Here is an 18,900-nt window from a genome sequence, read left to right as displayed (position 1 = left end):
TTGCCATCCCCTGGGGGCGGCGGAGGGGCAAACGGGGGAGCGCCAGTATCCCCTATTAAGAGTAGGGTTTCAATGGCGAAGGGCGGCGGGCCAGGCTGGAGAAGGGCTCCGGGCGGTGGCCCGAGGCCGGCTGGCAGCCTTATTTGGCGGGCTGTTTGGCGGCCTTCTTGGCGCCGGGGTGGCTGTTGGGATGGCTGCTGGTATGGCGGTTGATGCAGTCCCGCAGCTCGGGGCCGAACTTGTCCTGGCAGGCCGCCTGGGCCTTCTGCATGGCTTCGCAGCGCTGGGGCTGGCGGCTCTTGCTGCAGTCGGCCTGGAGCGGGGCAGGGGCTGCCGCCGGGGCCTTGCCGGCCGGACTCCGCTCGGCCGGGGCCGACACGGCTGCCTGGGCGCAGAGGAGGGTCAGCAGGAGCAGGGCAGTGGCCGGGGCTTTCATGGTCGGTCCAATGTAAAAATGCGTATGGCCTGAGTATAGCGCCCTTGCCGCGCCCCCGGGCGGCGCGGGATTCGTTTATAGTGCGGATCAGTTCCGCCCCATGTTTCCGACATTTTCCGCCGCCATGCCAGCCTCCACTTCCGCCAGCGCCACTTCCGCCAAAGCCACCGTCGCCGAGCATCGCCTGACCCTGGGGGAACTGGTCAAGCTGCTGGTGGAGGACGGCATGGTGGATGCGGTGGTGGCCGACGGCCTGGTCAAGGAGCGGCGCTATCACCGGGGCGACGTCCATCCCCTGGTGGTGATCGCCGACCAGAACTGGAAGTCCCTGGTCCCGCCCCACAAGCCCCTGATCCTGGAAACCCTGACCGAGTGGCTGGCGGCCAAGGTGGGCCTCGACTACCTGCACATCGACCCCCTCAAGATCGACTTCTCCGCCGTCACCGAGGTGGTCTCCAACACCTATGCCGGCCGCTTCAAGATCCTGCCCATCCAGGTGACCACGCGGGAGGTGATCATCGCCACCGCCGAGCCCTTCCTGCGGGAGTGGGAGAAGGAGCTCAAGCCCATCCTGCGCAAGGACATCCGCCGGGTGGTGGCCAATCCCCAGGACATCGCCCGCTATCTGGTGGAGTTCTACAACCTGGCCCGCTCGGTGAAGAAGGCGGCGGCCGGGGGGGGCGAGGTCAGCGGCCTGTCCTCCTTCGAGCAGCTGGTGGAGCTGGGCAAGACCAACCGCCAGTTCGACGCCAACGACCAGCACATCGTCCATATCGTGGACTGGCTGTGGCAGTACGCCTTCGAGCAGCGGGCCTCGGACATCCACATCGAACCCCGACGCGAGCTGGGCATCGTGCGCTTCCGCATCGACGGGGTGCTGCACCAGGTGTACCAGATCCCGATGGCGGTGATGGCCGCCATGACCAGCCGCATCAAGCTCCTCGGCCGCATGGACGTGATCGAGAAGCGGCGCCCCCAGGACGGCCGCATCAAGACCCGCACCGCCGGCGGCCAGGAGGTGGAGCTGCGCCTGTCCACCCTGCCCACCGCCTTCGGCGAGAAGCTGGTGATGCGCATCTTCGACCCGGAGGTGCTGGTGCGGGACTTCGCCGAACTTGGCTTCGGCGAGGAGGACAAGGTCCGCTGGCAGTCCATGACCAGCCAGCCCAACGGCATCATCCTGGTGACCGGCCCCACCGGCTCGGGCAAGACCACCACCCTGTATTCCACCCTGAAGCAGCTGGCGACGCCGGAAGTGAACGTGTGCACCATTGAGGACCCCATCGAAATGGTGGAGCAGTCCTTCAACCAGATGCAGGTCTCCCAGAACATCGACCTGGGCTTTGCCGACGGGGTGCGCGCCCTCATGCGCCAGGATCCGGACATCATCATGATCGGCGAAATCCGCGACGGGGAAACCGCCGACATGGCCATCCAGGCCGCCCTCACCGGTCACCTGGTGCTGTCCACCCTGCACACCAACGACGCACCTTCCGCCATTTCCCGCCTGCTGGACCTGGGCATGGCGCCCTATCTGATCAACGCCACCATGCTCGGGGTCATGGCCCAGCGCCTGGTGCGCACCCTCTGCCCCCACTGCAAGAAGCCGGTGGACCTGCGGCGGGAGGACGAGGAAATCTGGGACAGCCTGGTGGCGCCGTGGAAATCCAAGCGTCCGGCCCAGATCTACCAGCCCGTGGGTTGCCTGGAGTGCCGCATGACCGGCTACATGGGCCGCATGGGCCTGTACGAGCTGCTGCTGATGTCCCCCGAAGTGAAAAAGCTGGTGACCACCACCACCGACGTGGCCAAGGTGCGGGAGCAGGCCTACCGGGAAGGCATGAAGCCCCTGCGCATTTCCGGCGCCATGAAGGTGGCCGCCGGCCTCACCACCCTGGAAGAGGTGATCAAGGTGGCGCCCCCGGCCAGCCAGGGCTGAGGCTCCGCGCGGTTCTCCGGCCCAGCTGCGGTCGGCGGCATCCATTCATCTCCGTGGCCGGGGCGTCCAGCTTCCGCCGCCTGCCCCATCCCGTCCCATTCCCGTGCCATTTCCGGCGCCCCCCCTTTTCCGCGAAAGACGCCCATGCTGCCTGAGGTTCTCCACCCCTATCCCGACGCCGAGGCGGCCGGGAAAATTCTCGCCGACACCCGGCGCTGGCTGGAGCGGGCCGTCATCGGCCTCAACCTGTGCCCCTTCGCCAAGTCGGTGCATGTGAAAAAGCAGATCCGCTACGCCCTCAGCGCCGCCGCCACGCCGGACGAGCTGCTGGCAGAACTGGAGCGGGAGTTCACCCTGCTGAGCGAGACCGACCCGGCCCTGCTCGACACCACCCTGCTGATCCATCCGGACGTGCTCACCGACTTCCTCGACTACCACTTCTTCCTGCAGGAGGTGGAGGCCCTCATCCGCAACCTGGGCTACGAGGGCGTGTACCAGGTGGCCAGCCTGCATCCGGATTACGAGTTCGCCGGCAGCGAGGCGGACGACATCGACAACGTCACCAACCGTTCCCCCTATCCGACCCTGCACCTGCTGCGGGAGGCCAGCATCGACCGGGCCGTGGCCGCTTTCCCCGATCCGGAGAGCATCTACGAGCGCAACATCGCCACCGTGCGCCGTCTCGGTCACGAGGGCTGGCGCAAGCTGTTGCAGGAGGAGCCGGGCCAGGAGTAAGCAAGGGCGGCCATCCCAGCCATGCCATGGCCGAACGCCGCGCCCTCTGGGCGTGAGCGGCATGGCCCCATGAAAAAAGGCCCGGGAGCTGCCTCCCGGGCCTTTGTCTTTTCCGGTACCGGCCGCCTACAGCTGCTCCAGGCTGTCCCGGCCCAGCAGCTTCCACAGGGACGGGGCCTGGCTGGGGCGCAGGCGCACCAGATAGACCTCATCGTTGCCCTGGCGGATGCGGGCCACCGCCTCGGCCACCGGCAGCTGCAGCAGGTGGGCCAGGATCAGGGGCGTGACGCCGCCGTGGCTGACCACCAGCACCTGGCCCTGGGGCTGCTCGCGGCGGATGCGTTCCACCGCCTGGGCCACGCGCCGGGCCTGGCTGGCGAGGGATTCGCCGCCGTCCAGGCTGTCCTCCAGCTTGCCGCTGCGGGCCTTGAACTCGGCCAGCAGGGCGGCTTCCTGCCCTTCCCGGCCGTCCTCGGCCATGCCCTCGAACTTGCCGAAGCTGCGTTCGGCCAGCTCCGGCAGGGCCTGCACGGTCATTCCGGGACGGGCCAGGGCGGCGCTTTCCCGGGCCCGGGCCAGGCTGCTGCTATAGACCGCGGCGAAGTTTTCGCCGGCCAGTTTTTCCCCCAGCTGCCGGGCCTGGCTGCGGCCCGTGTCGTTGAGGGGATTGTCGGTGCTGCCCTGCAGGCGTTTCTCCAGGTTCCAGGCGGTCTGGCCGTGGCGGGCCAGGTACAGCTCCAGCACCGCCTCCTCGGCCCGGGCCGGCAGGCTGGCGGCCAGGCCCAGGCAGAGGGCGAAGAGGGCGGCGAAGCGTTGGCGTTTGCCCATGGCGTCTCTCCTTAGCGGGCCTGCAGCAGTTCGGGCACCCGCAGCAGGATGAACTCGTTGTCGTCCTGCAGGTTGGGCTGGCGGGCGGCGGAATAGGGCAGGTTGTTGTCGTTGGCAACGACGATGTGCTCCCCGTCCACTACGTCCACATCCTCGATGGTGACGAAGGGGAAGGTGAATTTGCCGTCCTTGCCGCCGCGCCGGGCCAGGTGCTTCGGATCGTCGATGTCCAGCAGGTCGATGTGGCCGATCTTGCGCACGAAGCCGTCGCCGTCGGCGTCCTTCAGGCTGATCTTGTAGATGCGCTTGAATCTGGCCGGCACGTTCTGGCAGTCCGGGCGGGCCGGGCCGTTGCAGGCGTGCTCCGGCAGGCCCTCGCCGTTGTCCCGCTCGATGATGAGGCCGGTGTCGGCGTCGATCATGTTGAAGTCGCCGATGTTGTTGCCGTTCTGCTCCAGGCGGTACTTCCAGGAGCGGCCCGTCCATTCGCCCCGGGCCACGCTGAACTCCAGGATGCGCAGGTATTCCCGGCCGTCCTGCTGTTCCCATTTTTTCTCTTCGGCGTTCCACAGGGGCCCTTCCAGCAGGGGGTAGAGGAACTGGCCGTCCCTGGAGGCGGCCATGCCCTCGTAGCCCCGGGAGCGGCGGGCCACGGTGGTGAAGCTGCCGCTGGTGGCCGGGGTGGTGATGCTGAAATGGTCCGGGGACTTGAGCACCTTGCCGTCCACCTTGGTCTCGAACACGGCCAGCACCTTGCCCTGGCGGTCGGTCTTGAGCAGGTAGGGGCCCAGCTCGTCGCCGAACCACACCGCATCGCCCAGGGGCTGGATGGATTCGATGTCGAAGTCGGCCCCGGTCAGGTAGCGTTGGCGGGTGCCTTCGTTGACGATGAGGAAGGGCACCTTCTGGTCCGGGTCGTGCAGGGCGGCGCTCTTCACCAGTTTGACGCCGCCCTGGTCCCAGTCCGGCTGCAGCAGGTGGAACATCAGGAGGGCGTCGGCGCTGTTGTTGCGGGCGCCGTAGCCGTTGTCCTGCAGCACCCAGTAGCGGCCCTGGCCGGCGTGCTTGATGCCGGAGAAGCCCTGCACCGGCTGGCCCTTGAAGGGCAGGGAGACGCCGGTGGGACGGGGCGCGTTCTTGTCCGAGAGATAGGAGGTGCCGGGCAGGGATGCGGGCGTGTCCACGCGCCGGGATTCGGGCCCGGTGTACTTGCCGGAGATGGCCAGGCTGGCCGGGGCATCCTTGGGCGGGGCGATGAAGGTGCGGGCCGGCAGCACGGCATGGCCCGCCAGGGTGGCGGGGAAAGCCTGGTCGGCCAGGGCGGGAACCTGGGCCAGGGCGGCGGCAAAGGCCAGGGCGAGGGGCGTCTTGGGGCTCATGCTTCTTCCATGGGTGGGGATGAAGCAGCCAAGCCTAGGAGACGCCTGTTGCAGGATGGTGACAGAAGCCGGCGTCCCGGCCGGGGCGGTGCCCTCAGCCGCTGCGGGAGAGCTGCTTCATGGCCTCGCCCAGGCCGGCCAGGGTCAGGGGATACATGCGCCGGCCCAGCAGGTCCTGCAGCAGCTGGATGGACTGGGTGTGCTCCCAGCGCCGCTGGGGTTCCGGGTTGAGCCAGACGGCGTGGGGAAAGGCATCGGTGAGGCGGCGGATCCAGGCGGCCCCAGGCTCCGGGTTGGAGTGCTCGACGCTGCCCTGGGGGTAGAGGATTTCGTAGGGGCTCATGGTGGCGTCGCCGACGAAGATCAGCTTGTAGTCGCTGCCGTACTTGTGCAGCACGTCGCTGGTGGCGATGCGCTGGTCGAAGCGGCGCCGGTTGTCCTGCCACAGGTTTTCATAGACGCAGTTGTGGAAGTAGAAGTGCTCCAGGTGCTTGAACTCGCTGCGGCAGGCGGAGAACAGCTCCTCGCAGACCTGGATGTGGTCGTCCATGGAGCCGCCCACGTCGAGGAAGAGCAGCACCTTGACCGCGTTGTGCCGTTCCGGGCGCAGCTGCAGGTCCAGGGTGCCGGCATTGCGGGCGGTGCCGGCGATGGTGCCTTCCAGGTCCAGCTCCTCGGCGGCGCCGCTGCGGGCGAAGCGGCGCAGGCGCTTCAGGGCCACCTTGATGTTGCGGGTGCCCAGTTCCACCGAGTCGTCCAGGTTGCGGAATTCCCGCTTCTCCCACACCTTCACCGCGGTGCGGTTGCCGCCACTCTCGCCGCCGATGCGGATGCCTTCCGGATGGTAGCCGCCGTGGCCGAAGGGGGAACTGCCGCCGGTACCGATCCACTTGCTGCCGCCGGCATGGCGTTCCGTCTGCTCCGCCAATCGCTCCCGGAACTGCTGCATCAGCCGCTCCCAGCCCAGGGCTTCCAGCTTCTGCCGGTCCGCCGCGCTGAGATGGCGCCGGGCGGCCAGTTGCAGCCATTCCTCGGGCACGACGCTGGCGTCGAAGCCGGGCAGGCTTTCCACCTCCCTGAAGTAGGTGGCGAAGGCCTGGTCGAAGCGGTCGTAGAGGCTTTCATCCTTGATCAGGCAGGCCCGGGCCAGGATGTAGAAGTCGTCCAGGCTGGGCCCCACCACCCGGGCCTGCAGGGCCCCCAGGAGGGTGAGGAACTCGGTGGTGGAGACGGGCAGGCGGGCGTCCCGCAGGTGCAGGAGGAATCCGGCGAGCATGGCCTATTCCTCCACCGCGCCGGCCACTTCGACCCGGTTGCGGCCGCCGGCCTTGGCCCGGTAGAGGGCGGCATCGGCCGCATCCACCAGGGCGTCGGCGCTCTTGCCGTGGCCCGGGTAGCAGGCGACGCCGACGGAGAGGGTGGCCTGCAGGGCCAGGCTGCCGAAGTTCACCGTCAGCCCGGCGAAGCCGGCACGCCACTCCTCGGCACGCTGGCGGGCCGTCTCCAGGTCCACCCCGGGCAGCACCAGCAGGAACTCCTCGCCGCCGTAGCGGCAGGGTACGTCGCCGCTGCGGGCCCGGGCCTGGAGGAAGTGGCCGAGCTGGCGCAGCATCTCGTCGCCGGCCCGATGGCCGTAGGTGTCGTTGAGCTGCTTGAAGTGGTCGATGTCGAGCAGGGCCACGGCCAGGGGATAGCCTTCCCGCTGGGCCCGGGCCACTTCCCGCTCCAGGGTCTCGTCCAGGTAGCGGCGGTTGTAGAGGCCGGTGAGGGCGTCCCGGGTGGCCTGCTCCTGCAGCCGTGCCTGCAGCAGGTTGATTTCCTGGAGGCGGTAGGCCAGCTCGCCGTTGAGGGCCTGCAGGGCCTCTTCCGCTGCCTTGCGTTCGTTGATGTTGTTGAAGGAGACGAAAGCCAGGGGTTCCTGTTCCTCCAGCAGGATGCGGGCCGAGAGGAGGGCCCAGAAGGGCTGGCCGGCCGCGTCCCGCAGGCGCACTTCCATGTCGGTCACCACCTGCTTCTGCCGCAGTTCCTCGATCAGCCGCTGGCGCTGGCCCATATCCACCCAGTAGTCCGGGGCATGGCGCCCCACGGCATCCTCCTGGGGCACCTGGAAGCAGGTGGCGGCCCGCTGGTTGATGTAGGTCACCAGGCTGTCCCGGAGGCGGGTGATGACCACCGGGAAAGGGGCGGTTTCCAGCAGGGTGCGGTAGCGCTGCTCGCTGTCCTGCAGGGCGGCGCGGACCCGTTCCCGCTCGGTGACGTCGGCGGCCAGGGCGATGACGCTGGGCGGCCCGCCGGCCTCGTCGCGGAGGATGGCGTTGCTCCATTCGCAGAGGATGGCGCGGCCGTCCCGGGTCAGGTTGCGGTTGAGGGAATACTGGATTTCCGGCCCGCGGAAGATGCTGTCCACGATGCCCTGCACCTGCTGCCGGGCCTCTTCGGGCACCATGTGCTCGAAGAAGCTGCGGCCCAGCATTTCCTCCCGGCGCCAGCCGAAGATTTCCTCGGCCCGGTGGTTCCATTCCAGGACCCTCGCTTCCTGGTCGTAGACGATGGCCGCCAGGGGCGCCGTCTCGAAGATGCGGGCCAGGTGTTCCCGGCTCGCCCGCAGGTTGCGTTCGCTGCTGTCCCGCTGGCGCATCTGTCCCTGCAGGCGGCCGTAGAGGCGGTGGATGTAGAGGGCGGCGAGCAGGGCCAGGGCGGCCAGGAGCAGGGTGCCCCAGGCCCACGGCGGCAGGGGCTGGGGGCCGGCCGGGCGGTACAGCAGGGTTTCCACCGCATAGTCCCGGGGCATCATGCCCAGTTCCGCATAGGTGTCGCCGATGCGGCGCCAGCGGGCCGGGCTCATGTGACCCAGTTCCACCAGGGCCGGCTCGATCAGGGGGCGCATGCGTTCCGCCTCGAAGAGGAGGTGTTCCAGGCTGTGGCGGGTGGAGTAGTGCTGCAGAATCTCCCGGGCGGCGGCGTCCGGGTCGGCCAGGGCGGCGGCCCAGCCCTGCAGGCTGGCGCGGCGGAAGGCCTCCACCTGCTGCGGATGGGCGACGGCATGGGCTTCTGCGGTGAACAGGGTGTCGCCGTAGAAGTCGATGTTGGCGGCCCGGGGCGAGAAGGAAAGGTAGGGGAAACCGGCCTTTTCCAGTTCGTAGGTCTCGTCCGTGAGATAGCCGGAAACGGCATCCACCCTGCCCGCCATGAGGTCGGCGGCGGAGAAGGAGTGGGGGACGCGCTGCAGGCGTTCCTCCTTGACCTGTTCCCGGCGCAGGAAGGCGAACAGCTCGGCCTCCGTCGGCAGCAGCATGAGGCGCCGCCCTTCCAGGTCGGCCGGGCGGCGGATGGGGCCGCCGGCCCGGGCCAGCAGCACCAGGGGCGAGTGCTGGAAGACGGCGGCCAGAGCCACCACCGGCTTGCCCCGGCTGCGTTCCAGCAGCAGTTCGGAGGCGCCGATGCCGTATTGGGCCCGGCCGGCCAGCACTTCGGCCACCGGGTCGGTGTCGGCCCGGCCTTCGACGATGCGCACCTCCAGGCCCGCCTCCCGGTAATAGCCCCTGGCCTGGGCCATGTAATAGCCGGCGAACTGGAACTGGTGCTGCCATTTGAGCTGCAGGGTGACCGTTTCCAGGGCGCCGGCCGCACCTGCCGCCAGCAGCAGGCACAGGGCCGCCAGCAGATGGCGCAGCAGGCGGCGGCGGGCGGCTCCGGGGGGCATGGTCAGCGTCCCTGTCGGGCGAGGAAGACGAGCTTTTCGAAGAGATGAACATCCTGCTCGTTCTTCAGCAGGGCACCGTGCAGGGGCGGAATGCTGGTGCGGGCATCCTTGCTGCGCAGGGCCTCGGCCGGAATGTCCTCGGCCAGCAGCAGCTTGAGCCAGTCCAGCAGTTCCGAGGTGGAGGGCTTCTTCTTCAGCCCGGCCATCTCGCGCAGGCCGAAGAACACTTCCAGGGCCTCCTGCAGCAGTTCCCGCTTCAGTTCCGGGTAGTGCACGGCAACGATTTTCTCCATGGTCTCCCGGTCGGGGAAGCGGATGTAGTGGAAGAAGCAGCGGCGCAGGAAGGCGTCGGGCAGTTCCTTCTCGTTGTTGGAGGTGATGAAGATGAGGGGCCGGTGCCGGGCCCGCACCGTCTGCCGCGTCTCATAGACGTGGAACTCCATGCGGTCCAGCTCCCGCAGCAGGTCGTTGGGGAATTCGATGTCGGCCTTGTCGATCTCGTCGATCAGCACCACCGCCGGGGTCTCGCTCTCGAAGGCCTGCCACAGCACGCCCTTGACGATGTAGTTGGCGATGTCGGAAACCTTGGGGTCCCCCAGCTGGCCGTCCCGCAGGCGGGACACCGCATCGTATTCGTAGAGGCCCTGCTGGGCCTTGGTGGTGGATTTGATGTGCCACTGGAACAGGGGCAGGCCCAGGGCCCGGGCCACTTCCTCCGCCAGCAGGGTCTTGCCGGTGCCCGGTTCGCCCTTGATCAGTAGGGGGCGTTGCAGGGTCACGGCGGCGTTCACCGCCAGGGTCAGTTCCTGGGGGGCGACGTAACGCTCGGAACCGTCGAAACGTGGGGTCATGGGGATGCTCCGGTGGGGTTGGGGCGCGACGGCGGCAAGGCGGCGTCCTGCCGTTTTTCTCATCATTGTAACGACAGCGCTAAATGACCTTTTGTTGATTTGTACCGCTTGCCATTTCTGCCGTTTTGCTATGATCAAAAACGATATTACAAAAGTTATGCCATTCCAAGAATGGCGTCTTTCCTTAGTCTCCTGGCATAGCCCCTTTTTCGCGGCAGCAACGATGAAAATCAATCTTCCGGTTACAAATCAAGAGATTCCCTTTCCCCCGAATCAGTATCTGGTCTCCAAAACCGATCTCAAGGGCATCATCACCCATGCCAACGATGCCTTTGTCGAGATCAGCGGTTTCTCCCGCGACGAGCTGATCGGGGCCAGCCACAATCTGGTGCGCCATCCGGACATGCCGCCCCAGGCCTTTGCCGACCTGTGGCGCACGGTGAAGTCGGGCAATCCCTGGCGCGGCCTGGTGAAGAACCGCAGCAAGGACGGCGGTTTCTACTGGGTCGAGGCCTTCGTCGTGCCGGTGGTGAAAAACGGCCATACCGAAGGCTACATGTCGGTGCGCACGCCGCCGGCCCGGGACAAGGTGCAGGCGGCCGAGGCCCTCTACCAGCGCCTGCGGGAGAACAAGAACGCCTCCCTGCCCCAGTCCGCTGCCGGCTTCTGGTCCCGCCTCTCGGTGAAGGGTCGCCTTGGGGCCATGATGGCGGCCTTCGTCGCCATCACCGCGGTGGTGACCGGCATCGGCCTCTCCGGTCTGCAGGAAGGCAACGCCAGCCTGCAGGAGCAGTACCAGCGCAAGCTGGAGCCGACCACGGTGGTGAACGAGGTGCTGGCCCTGCTGGGGGAAAACCGCTCCCAGATCATGCTGGCCCTGCAGCACGATCCCAAGAGCGAACTGGTGAAGCTGCACGACCACGGCCTAGAAGTGCATCTGGAAAAGACCCTGGCCAACCGGCAGCAGATCAACGCCCAGCTCGAAGCCCTGCAGAAGCTGCCCCTGTCGGAGAAGGAACGGCAGCTGGTGGAGCAGCTGGGGGAGGCGCGCAAGAAATTCTCCGCCGAAGGCGTCAATGCGGCCCGGGAGTCCCTCAAGGCCGGGGATTTCCATCAGGCCTCGGTGCTGCTGCTGACCAAGATCAACCCCATCTACGGCCAGGTGCAGCAGGCCGGCAAGGCCCTGGTGGATGAGCTGAAGGCCTCGGCCCGGGCCGATTTCGAGCGGGCCCAGGCACGTTACGAGAACATCCTGTGGGCCATGGCCCTGGCCACCCTGGCGGCCCTGGCCCTGGCGGTGGTGGGTGGCTGGCTGCTGGTGCGGGCCATCGTCAATCCCATGCGCCAGGCCATCGACACCTTCAAGCTCATCGCCGAGGGCGACCTCACCAGCGATATCGACATCAGCCGGCGCGACGAGGCCGGCCAGCTGCTGTGCCAGCTGGCCACCATGCAGGCCACCCTGAAGGCCATGCTGGACCAGATCCAGGAAGCCTCCCGCCAGATGGACCAGCGCTGTAGCCAGCTGGAATCCGAGGTGGCCCTGGTGGCGGCCAAGTCCCAGCAGCAGCTGGACGACGTGCAGAGCGTTGCCGCCGCCACGGAGGAATTCTCCCAGTCGGTGCAGGAAGTGGCCGGCCACGCCGGGGAGACTGCCAGCGCGGCCCAGAACTCGGAACGGCTGGTGGAGGAAAGCAACACCCAGATCGGCCGCAGCATGGCCGTCACCAACCGGGTGGTGGAAGCGGTGACCGGTTCTTCGGCCACCCTGCACGAGCTGAACACGGCCATCGACCAGATCGGCCAGATCACCCAGGTGATCAAGGAGATCGCCGACCAGACCAACCTGCTGGCCCTCAACGCCGCCATCGAGGCGGCCCGGGCCGGCGAGGCGGGTCGGGGCTTTGCCGTGGTGGCCGACGAGGTGCGCAAGCTGGCCGAGCGCACCACCACCAGCACCGCCGACATCACTGGCAACATCGGCGCCATCCAGGGTGCCACCCATGAGGCGGTGAGCCGCATGGAGCAGGCGGTGCGGGAGGTGGAGGAGGGCATCGGCATGATGCGCGAGAGCGTGGCCGGGCTGGAGGGCATTACCGCCGCTTCCCAGCAGGTCAGCGCCATGGCCCGGCAGATTTCCGAAGCCTCCCAGCAGCAGAGCATCGCCAGCCAGGAGGTGAACGGCAGCATGGAACACATTTCCGTGCTCATCGAGCAGAACACCGCCACCGCCCAGGAGGCCCAGCGGGCCACCGAGGCCCTGGTGTCCACGGCCGAGGGCCTGCGCGCCATCCTGGCCAGCTTCCGCCTGTACCGCTGATCCGACCGGCGCCGGCAGCGGCAAAAACAAAAGGGGCGCCCGCGGGCGCCCCTTGTCATTGGTGCCGGGCCGGCATCAGGTGGTGAAGCGGCCCACCATGGTGTTCAGCTCCCGGGCGATGTTGTCCAGGGCCTCGGCGGTCTCGGCGGTGTTGCGCATGGCGGCGGAGGTCTCTTCCACCATCTGGGCGATCTGCTCCACCCGCTGGGCGATGCTGGTGCTGGCGGTGCTCTGTTCCCGGGTGGCTTCGGCCACTTCCTGGATGCGGTGCAGGGTGGTTTCCGAACCCTCGCGGATCTGCCGCAGGGCGTCGGCGGCGGATTCGGCCAGGGTGACGCCTTCTTCCACCTGGGGCAGGGCCGCACCCATGACCTGCACCGTCTCGTCGGTTTCGGTCTGGATGCTGACAATCATGTCCTCGATTTCCACCGTGGCGGAGGCGGTGCGTTCGGCCAGCTTGCGCACCTCGTCGGCCACCACGGCGAAGCCCCGGCCCTGTTCGCCGGCCCGGGCCGCCTCGATGGCGGCGTTGAGGGCCAGCAGGTTGGTCTGGGCGGCGATTTCCTTGATGACGCCGGCGATGCCGGAAATTTCCTTGATGCGGCCTTCCAGGTGGCGGATCTTCTCCGAGGCGCCGGTGACCGAGCCGGCCAGGTTCTTGATGGCGCTGGAGGCGGTGGTGACCCGGGTTTCGCCGTCGGCCGCCAGACTGGCGGAATTGTGGGAGTCGGCCTCCGTATCCCGGGAACTGTCGGAAATGTGGTTGATGCTCACCGTCAGTTCCTCGATGGCGGCGGCCATGGATGAGGTGGCGTCGGCCTGGTGCTGGGAGGCGGTGGACACTTCCTGGGAGGCGGTGTTGATGCGCTCGGCGTTGTTGGAGAGGGCGGTGGCGCTGTTGCCGATTTCCCGGATCACCTGGCGCAGTTCGCTCACCATCTGGCCGAAGGAGGCGAGCATGGAGCCCTTGGGTGCATTGCCCACCTCCACCGCCAGGTTGCCGGCGGCGGCCTGGCTCATCAGTTTGATGACGTCGGCGGGTTCGCCCCCTACCTGCTGGCGGATGCTGCCGCCCACCAGGAAGGTGGCCACCGCCACGGCGAAGAGGATGATGGCGGCGATGAAGGTGTCGGAAAGGGCCCGCTCCCGCACTTCGGCGCTCACGTCGTCCATGTAGATGCCGCTGCCGATGACCCATTCCCAGGGGGCGAACAGCTTCAGGTACTGCAGCTTTTCCACCGCCTTGTCCGCCGGCTGGCCCGGGCGCGGGAACAGGGTTTCGACGAAGGCGCCCTCGGGGGCGGCCTTGGAGGCGGCCAGGATGTTTTTCAGGGTATAGCGGCCGAGCACATCCTTCACCTCTTCCACCTTGCTGATGCCTTCCCATTCCGGCTTGGTGGTGTGCATGACGGTGACGCCGTCGCTCCTGTAGACGTAGAAGTATTCGGACTTGCCGTCGGCGCCGCCGTAACGGCCGTGGCGCATGGCTTCCCGGGCTGCCTTCTGGGCCTCTTCCCGGCTCATCTTGCCAGCGGCTTCGAGAGCCTGGTAGTTGGCGGCGATGCTGTAGGCCGATTCGACGGCGGCCTTGACCACCGCCTTGCGGCCGTCGGTCAGGTCCCGTTTCACTCCCCAGGCGCTGAGGCCGGTGAGCAGGACCATGCCGATGACGGACATGACCAGCAGCAAGACGAGCTTGGTCTTGAGCGAGAGTTTCGCAAACATGGATTTCCCCCAGGGTGTAGGTTTTTTATCTATTACTTTTGGCTAATGTGGCTAAATACTGCACCTGTCCGTAGGGGAATGACAAGTGCCCGCCAAAGTCCGCGACAGGCGCGGAATTCCAGGGGGTGGGGGTGGCTGCCGTCAGCCAGGCGTCAGGTTCAGCCGCGGCCGGCGCGTTTGACGGCTTCCAGATAGGCTTCCGGGTCCAGCTGGTTGCCCGCCTGCTGGGCATGCCAGACGGCCTCGCCCAGGCATTCGAGCAGCTGGTGCTTGGCGGCGTGGGGATCGTCCAGGCGCCGGGCCAGGGCGTGGAAGGCTTCCCGGATGCCCCGGGGATGGTCGATGGAAATCTGCTCCTCCACCGCCAGATGCAGGGAGAGGTGCAGGAAGGGATTCATCTGCCCTTCCTCCGGCGTCCATTCCTGGCTCAGGGCCCGTTCCACGTCGGCCAGCAGGGCGTGGTATTCGGGATGCAGGCGGATCAGGTCCACGGCGATGGTTTCGGCGCCCACCAGGGGCAGGCCTTGCCGGTCCTTTTGCCAGGCGTCGCAGAAGAAGCGGCGCACCTGGTCGCGGCTGGGATTGAACATGGCTTAAATCTCGGAAAAGAGGGCGGTGACGACGCTGTTGTGCAGCAGCCGTCCGCCGTTGCTGGGGGCGATCTGGCCGCTGCCGTAGAGGCCCAGCAGGGGCACGCCGGGGAAGCGTTCGGTGAAGACCAGCAGGTCCCGGTCCTCGCCGCCGTAGAAATAGGGGCCGCGGCCGATGCAGGAGAACATCAGGCCCAGGCTGGGCCGGGGCAGCTCTTCGCCCAGGGCCACCAGGGTGTCGCGCATTTCCTGTTCCGCCGCCAGGGGCTGGCGCACCGCCCAGGCCAGGGACTGGCCCGGCACCAGCTTGTCGGCCAGGGTGACGACGCCTTCCGGGCCGGTGTCGATCACCGGCAGCAGGCGGCAGTAGGTGCCCTCGGGACGGTCCAGGGCATGGCCCGGTTCCGCCACCACGGCCGTGACGTGGTGCAGCAGGCGCCGCTCCCGCTGTTCCAGGGGCAGGGCCCGCAGCAGGGAATCCAGGGCGGTCTGCTGGCCCAGGGTATGCAGGTCGTGTCCCCGCACCTCCACCACCGGCGCCGGCTCGGTAAGCAGGCGCAGGCCGCAGGAGAGGGCCACGCTGGCCTGGCTGCCGGCGATGGCCAGGGACAGGCGGTGGTCGGCGCAGGGGCGGCCCTGCTGCCACACGGGCCCCGGTTCGCTGGCCAGGGCGTCCAGGTGCAGGGCGCCGAAGCGCTGGCTGCCCGGGGTCGCCCATTCCGGCGGCAGGCTGGAGGCGGAGGCGAGGGAGAGCAGGGGCGCGGCGCCGGGACGGCCCGGCACCAGGGACAGGGGGCCGGCGAAAACCATGGCCGCAGCGGCAGGCCGGTCCAGCACCCAGCCTTCCTCGGTGAACAGGCCGGCGGCCACGCTGCCGGCTACCTGGGTGCAGGCGGCGGCGCGGCTGGCGGCGAGCAGGGCCGGCTGTACCTGGCGGGAGAAGTCCTGGGTCAGGTAGAGCAGCACGCTGTTGGCGTGGCTGGCGCCGGCGGCAAGGAGCTTGTCCAGGGCCTGGCGCACCGCGTCCTCCGCCAGGCGGGGCAGGGGATCGTTGCCGGAAACCAGGGCGGTGGCGACAGTCATGGCAGTGCCTCGGGACGGGCTACAGGTGGGCGGGTTCGGAACAGGTCTTGCCCGGATATTCGCACAGATCGGCGATGACGCAGCGTTCGCATTCGGGCTTGCGCGCCTTGCACACGTAGCGGCCGTGCAGGATCAGCCAGTGGTGGGCGTCCAGCCGGTATTCCGGCGGCGTGGTCTTGAGCAGCTTTTCCTCCACCGCCAGCACCGTCTTGCCCGGGGCCAGGCGGGTGCGGTTGCAGATGCGGAAGATGTGGGTGTCCACGGCGATGGTGGGTTCGCCGAAGGCGGTGTTGAGCACCACGTTGGCGGTCTTGCGGCCGACGCCGGGCAGGGCCTCCAGGGCCTCCCGGTCCCGCGGCACCTGGCCGCCGTGCTGTTCCAGCAGGATGCGGCAGGTGGCGATGGTGTTCTTGGCCTTGGTGCGGAAAAGGCCGATGGTCTTGATGTAGTCCATCAGCCCTTCCTCCCCCAGGGCCAGCATGGCGGCCGGCGTCGGGGCGGCGGGGAAGAGCTTGCGCGTGGCCTTGTTCACGCCCACGTCGGTGGCCTGGGCCGAGAGCAGCACGGCGATCAGCAGCTGGAACGGGGTCTCGTATTCCAGCTCGGTGCGGGGGGCCGGGTTGGCGGCTTGGAGCCGGGCGAAAATCTGGGCCCGCTTGGCGGCATTCATGGTCTTGGGCTTGGCTGGAGGTTTGTTTTAGCCACAGAGATCACAGAGAGTGACTTGCCTCGTGATTGAGGCCGGTGGCTGGATTCAATTTTTATCTGACCGGAAAAGCAAGCAGGACGCCATTTTCAGCCGCACCTGGGTGGAGAGTGGCGTCCCTATTGCCTCCCAGGCCAAGCATCTAGGTCTTTCTCGGCGTCCTCTGTGTTCTCTGTGGCAAGTATTTTTCAGTGACAGCCGGCTTCCGCCACCGGCGCCGGTGGGGTCTTCTGCTGGCGGGCGGCGGCCCGGGCTTCGATCCAGTTCTTCCAGGCGATCAGGCAGCCCAGCAGGATGAAGGCGCCGGGGGGCAGGATGGCCAGCAGCAGGCCCGGGTAGTCCTTGGGCAGCAGCTGCAGGGGCTGCAGGCCGGGGAAGACCATGTCGATGCCGGAGAACAGGGTGCCGGCGCCGATCAGCTCCCGCAGGCCGCCGAGGAGGCCCAGGGTCCACAGCATGCCGACGCCCATGAAGACGCCGTCGGCGGTGGCCTGCAGGGGCGGGTTCTTGGCGGCATAGGCTTCCACCCGGGCCAGCACGATGCAGTTGGTGACGATGAGGGGAATGAAAATGCCCAGCACCAGGTACAGCTCGTGCAGGTTGGCGTTGAAGAGCAGGTCCACCACCGTCACCAGGGCGGCGACGACGAGGATGAAGACCGGGATGCGGATTTCGTGGGGGATGAAATTGCGCAGGCTGGCGATGGCCACGCCGGAGAGGGCCATGACGATGATGGTGGCCAGGGACAGCATGACGCCGTTCACCAGGTTGGTGGTCACGGCCAGCAGAGGGCACAGGCCCAGGATCTGTACCAGGCTGGTGTTCTGCTTCCAGATGCCGTTGCCGGCGATCTGCTTGAATTCCTCGCGGGTGATCATGGTCGGCCTCGCTTATTTCCGGTCCGCTGCGTTCTTGTCGGCCGCGGCGAACAGTTCGTCCCGGTGGGCGTCCACATAGGCGACGGCCTTCTTCACCGCCTTGACCACGGCCCGGGGCGTCACGGTGGCGCCGGCGTTGGAATCGAAATGGCCGCCGTCCTTCTTCACCTTCCACTCCTTCTCCGCCAGGGTGGCGAGGGAGAGGCCGTTGAACTGGGTGATCCAGGGCCGTTCCTTGTTCCTGTCCTTCTTCGGTTCCACGTAGTCGCCCAGGCCCGGGGTTTCCTTGTGCTGGGTGACGCGCACGCCGGCCACCCGGCCGTCGGCCTGCACCGCCAGGATCAGACGGATCTTGCCGGCATAGCCGTCCGGCGCCACGGCTTCCAGCACCAGGGCCGCCGGGACGCCGCCCATGCGGGCGCGGAAGACGGTGGAAGGCTCTTCCAGCCCCAGTTCCGGGGTGGGGGGCAGGGCCAGGGTGTCGTGCAGCAGGTCGTTGTCGTAGCTGGCGGTGGGCAGCACTTCGTTCACCAGCTTCATCTTCTCTTCCGTGGCCGAGGCCTGGATGGCCGGCAGGGTCCACTGGTAGGCGCCCGCCAGGAGGCCGGTGAAGACGATGACGAAGACGAACAGGATGACGGCGGTGCGCGCCGCCATGGTGCCGGCCGTGGGTTCCTTTACCGTCACCATGTCATTGGTCCTTCATGCCGAAGACCTTCGGCTGGGTGTACATGTCGATCAGGGGCACGCAGATGTTCATGATCAGCACGGCGAAGGCGATGCCGTCCGGATAGCCGCCGAAGACGCGGATGATGTAGGCCAGCAGGCCGACGCCGGCGGCGAAGATGAGCTTGCCCCGGGGCGTGGTGGCGCCGGACACCGGGTCGGTGGCGATGAAGAAGGCCCCTAGCATGGCGCCGCCCCCCAGCAGGTGGAAGACGGGATTGGCGAAGCCGGCGGGCTGCCACAGCCACAGCAGGCCGGCGAGGAGGCCCATGGCGCCGAGGAAGGCGGTGGGGATGTGCCAGGTGATGACCTTGCGCCAGACCAGGAAGAGGCCGCCGGCCAGATAGCAGAGGGCGATCACCGCCTGGGCGTTGCCGGCCAGGAAGGGCAGGGGCCCGCTATGGCCCTCGTCGGCGCGCAGGGCGGTCTTCAACGCATCCAGCGGGGTGGCGCTGGTCATGCCGTCCAGGCGCGGTGCCAGGCCGAAGATCCAGTCCAGCTGCTGGGCCGGCGCCAGGTGGGAGCCGGGGCCGGGCCACTGGGACATGAGGGCCGGGAAGGAGACGATGCACACGGCGAAGGCGATCATGGCCGGGTTGAAGGGGTTCTGCCCGAGGCCGCCGTAGAGGTGCTTGGCGACGACGATGGCGAACAGCACGCCGACCACGGTGAGCCACCAGGGCGCCACCGGCGGGAAGGTGAGGGCCACCAGCCAGGCCGTGACCACGGCCGAGCCGTCGCCGAGGAAGAGGGCCAGGGGCTTGTCCCGCAGGCGCAGCATGGCGGCCTCGGCGGCCAGGGCGGTGAGGGTGGCGATGGCGATCTGGGCCAGGATGCCCGGGCCGATGAGCAGGGCGTAGGCGACGATGCCCGGCACCAGGGCCAGCAGCACCTGGGTCATGACCCGGCGTACCGAGGTGTCCTTGAGCAGGTAGGGGGAGGTGGAGAATTCCATGACCGGGGCGTCAGTTCTTGGGGGTTTGGCCGTCGTCCGCCGGAGC

At 67.8% G+C, this 18,900-nt stretch carries 16 protein-coding genes; 3 read left to right on the top strand and 13 right to left on the bottom strand.

Features of this window, described 5'->3' with window-relative positions; genetic code table 11:
- Window positions 1–139 precede the first annotated feature (139 nt).
- The gene (locus AC1RTA_RS14400; RefSeq protein WP_014238012.1) at window positions 140–436 is read right to left on the bottom strand and encodes a hypothetical protein; all 297 of its coding nucleotides are present in this window, start codon (window positions 434–436) and stop codon (window positions 140–142) included.
- 100 nt (window positions 437–536) lie between these two features.
- Here AC1RTA_RS14400 and tfpB point away from each other — a divergent pair, with 100 nt between their 5' ends.
- Complete coding sequence (gene tfpB / locus AC1RTA_RS14395; protein WP_232058832.1) at window positions 537–2,375, top strand: type IV pilus assembly ATPase TfpB; 1,839 nt, start codon at window positions 537–539, stop codon at window positions 2,373–2,375.
- A 144-nt stretch (window positions 2,376–2,519) separates the two neighbouring features.
- A complete protein-coding gene (locus AC1RTA_RS14390) occupies window positions 2,520–3,110 on the top strand; it encodes a DUF1415 domain-containing protein (protein ID WP_152088973.1) in 591 nt (196 codons plus the stop codon).
- 126 nt (window positions 3,111–3,236) lie between these two features.
- Here the strand turns inward: AC1RTA_RS14390 and AC1RTA_RS14385 are convergent, their stop codons facing one another.
- From AC1RTA_RS14385 to AC1RTA_RS14365, 5 genes are all read right to left on the bottom strand, one after another.
- Window positions 3,237–3,938: a histidine phosphatase family protein gene (locus tag AC1RTA_RS14385; protein WP_492785096.1), complete on the bottom strand. Its 702-nt coding sequence runs from the start codon at window positions 3,936–3,938 to the stop codon at window positions 3,237–3,239.
- An 11-nt stretch (window positions 3,939–3,949) separates the two neighbouring features.
- Window positions 3,950–5,317, bottom strand: coding sequence for an esterase-like activity of phytase family protein (locus tag AC1RTA_RS14380; RefSeq protein ID WP_492785095.1), 1,368 nt, complete (start codon window positions 5,315–5,317; stop codon window positions 3,950–3,952).
- 94 nt (window positions 5,318–5,411) lie between these two features.
- Window positions 5,412–6,593 (bottom strand): vWA domain-containing protein, encoded by a 1,182-nt coding sequence (locus AC1RTA_RS14375; protein WP_492785094.1) that lies wholly within the window; start codon window positions 6,591–6,593, stop codon window positions 5,412–5,414.
- Window positions 6,594–6,596: 3 nt separating this feature from the next.
- Window positions 6,597–9,020 carry a diguanylate cyclase gene (locus tag AC1RTA_RS14370; protein WP_492785093.1) on the bottom strand — a complete coding sequence of 808 codons (2,424 nt, stop codon included), beginning with the start codon at window positions 9,018–9,020 and terminating at the stop codon, window positions 6,597–6,599.
- A gap of 2 nt (window positions 9,021–9,022) precedes the next feature.
- Window positions 9,023–9,871: an AAA family ATPase gene (locus AC1RTA_RS14365; protein WP_492785092.1), complete on the bottom strand. Its 849-nt coding sequence runs from the start codon at window positions 9,869–9,871 to the stop codon at window positions 9,023–9,025.
- Between the two features lie 223 nt (window positions 9,872–10,094).
- Here AC1RTA_RS14365 and AC1RTA_RS14360 point away from each other — a divergent pair, with 223 nt between their 5' ends.
- Entirely contained in the window at window positions 10,095–12,191 is a 2,097-nt protein-coding gene (locus tag AC1RTA_RS14360; protein ID WP_492783380.1) for a methyl-accepting chemotaxis protein, read from the top strand.
- 75 nt (window positions 12,192–12,266) lie between these two features.
- Here AC1RTA_RS14360 and AC1RTA_RS14355 read toward each other — a convergent pair whose 3' ends face one another.
- From AC1RTA_RS14355 to AC1RTA_RS14325, 7 genes are all read right to left on the bottom strand, one after another.
- A complete protein-coding gene (locus tag AC1RTA_RS14355) occupies window positions 12,267–13,916 on the bottom strand; it encodes a methyl-accepting chemotaxis protein (protein WP_492785091.1) in 1,650 nt (549 codons plus the stop codon).
- 158 nt (window positions 13,917–14,074) lie between these two features.
- On the bottom strand, window positions 14,075–14,506 hold the full coding sequence (locus AC1RTA_RS14350; protein WP_130458721.1) for a DUF1841 family protein: 432 nt from the start codon (window positions 14,504–14,506) through the stop codon (window positions 14,075–14,077).
- A 3-nt stretch (window positions 14,507–14,509) separates the two neighbouring features.
- A complete protein-coding gene (locus tag AC1RTA_RS14345) occupies window positions 14,510–15,589 on the bottom strand; it encodes an FIST C-terminal domain-containing protein (RefSeq protein WP_014238002.1) in 1,080 nt (359 codons plus the stop codon).
- 19 nt (window positions 15,590–15,608) lie between these two features.
- The gene (gene nth, locus AC1RTA_RS14340; RefSeq protein WP_152088982.1) at window positions 15,609–16,259 is read right to left on the bottom strand and encodes an endonuclease III; all 651 of its coding nucleotides are present in this window, start codon (window positions 16,257–16,259) and stop codon (window positions 15,609–15,611) included.
- 224 nt (window positions 16,260–16,483) lie between these two features.
- Window positions 16,484–17,173 carry an electron transport complex subunit E gene (locus tag AC1RTA_RS14335; RefSeq protein ID WP_130458718.1) on the bottom strand — a complete coding sequence of 230 codons (690 nt, stop codon included), beginning with the start codon at window positions 17,171–17,173 and terminating at the stop codon, window positions 16,484–16,486.
- 12 nt (window positions 17,174–17,185) lie between these two features.
- Window positions 17,186–17,863, bottom strand: a complete 678-nt coding sequence (gene rsxG, locus AC1RTA_RS14330; RefSeq protein WP_492785090.1) for an electron transport complex subunit RsxG — start codon at window positions 17,861–17,863, stop codon at window positions 17,186–17,188.
- Window position 17,864: 1 nt separating this feature from the next.
- A complete protein-coding gene (locus AC1RTA_RS14325) occupies window positions 17,865–18,854 on the bottom strand; it encodes an RnfABCDGE type electron transport complex subunit D (protein ID WP_014237998.1) in 990 nt (329 codons plus the stop codon).
- Between the last annotated feature and the right edge of the window lie 46 nt (window positions 18,855–18,900).

Source organism: Azospira sp. MPR-E4 (assembly GCF_058809645.1).
The sequence above is the reverse complement of the archived record's forward strand: the minus strand, read 5'-3'. Positions and strand labels throughout refer to the sequence as shown.

Bases quoted from the DNA above. Each gene is read 5' to 3' on its own strand.
- AC1RTA_RS14350 (WP_130458721.1), bottom strand. From the start codon at position 14,506: ATGTTCAATCCCAGCCGCGACCAGGTGCGCCGCTTCTTCTGCGACGCC.
- AC1RTA_RS14385 (WP_492785096.1), bottom strand. From the start codon at position 3,938: ATGGGCAAACGCCAACGCTTCGCCGCCCTCTTCGCCCTCTGCCTGGGC.
- tfpB (WP_232058832.1), top strand. From the start codon at position 537: ATGTTTCCGACATTTTCCGCCGCCATGCCAGCCTCCACTTCCGCCAGC.
- AC1RTA_RS14335 (WP_130458718.1), bottom strand. From the start codon at position 17,173: ATGATCACCCGCGAGGAATTCAAGCAGATCGCCGGCAACGGCATCTGG.
- AC1RTA_RS14360 (WP_492783380.1), top strand. From the start codon at position 10,095: ATGAAAATCAATCTTCCGGTTACAAATCAAGAGATTCCCTTTCCCCCG.
- AC1RTA_RS14375 (WP_492785094.1), bottom strand. From the start codon at position 6,593: ATGCTCGCCGGATTCCTCCTGCACCTGCGGGACGCCCGCCTGCCCGTC.
- AC1RTA_RS14380 (WP_492785095.1), bottom strand. From the start codon at position 5,317: ATGAGCCCCAAGACGCCCCTCGCCCTGGCCTTTGCCGCCGCCCTGGCC.
- rsxG (WP_492785090.1), bottom strand. From the start codon at position 17,863: ATGGTGACGGTAAAGGAACCCACGGCCGGCACCATGGCGGCGCGCACC.
- AC1RTA_RS14390 (WP_152088973.1), top strand. From the start codon at position 2,520: ATGCTGCCTGAGGTTCTCCACCCCTATCCCGACGCCGAGGCGGCCGGG.
- nth (WP_152088982.1), bottom strand. From the start codon at position 16,259: ATGAATGCCGCCAAGCGGGCCCAGATTTTCGCCCGGCTCCAAGCCGCC.
- AC1RTA_RS14365 (WP_492785092.1), bottom strand. From the start codon at position 9,871: ATGACCCCACGTTTCGACGGTTCCGAGCGTTACGTCGCCCCCCAGGAA.
- AC1RTA_RS14370 (WP_492785093.1), bottom strand. From the start codon at position 9,020: ATGCCCCCCGGAGCCGCCCGCCGCCGCCTGCTGCGCCATCTGCTGGCG.
- AC1RTA_RS14345 (WP_014238002.1), bottom strand. From the start codon at position 15,589: ATGACTGTCGCCACCGCCCTGGTTTCCGGCAACGATCCCCTGCCCCGC.
- AC1RTA_RS14400 (WP_014238012.1), bottom strand. From the start codon at position 436: ATGAAAGCCCCGGCCACTGCCCTGCTCCTGCTGACCCTCCTCTGCGCC.
- AC1RTA_RS14355 (WP_492785091.1), bottom strand. From the start codon at position 13,916: ATGTTTGCGAAACTCTCGCTCAAGACCAAGCTCGTCTTGCTGCTGGTC.
- AC1RTA_RS14325 (WP_014237998.1), bottom strand. From the start codon at position 18,854: ATGGAATTCTCCACCTCCCCCTACCTGCTCAAGGACACCTCGGTACGC.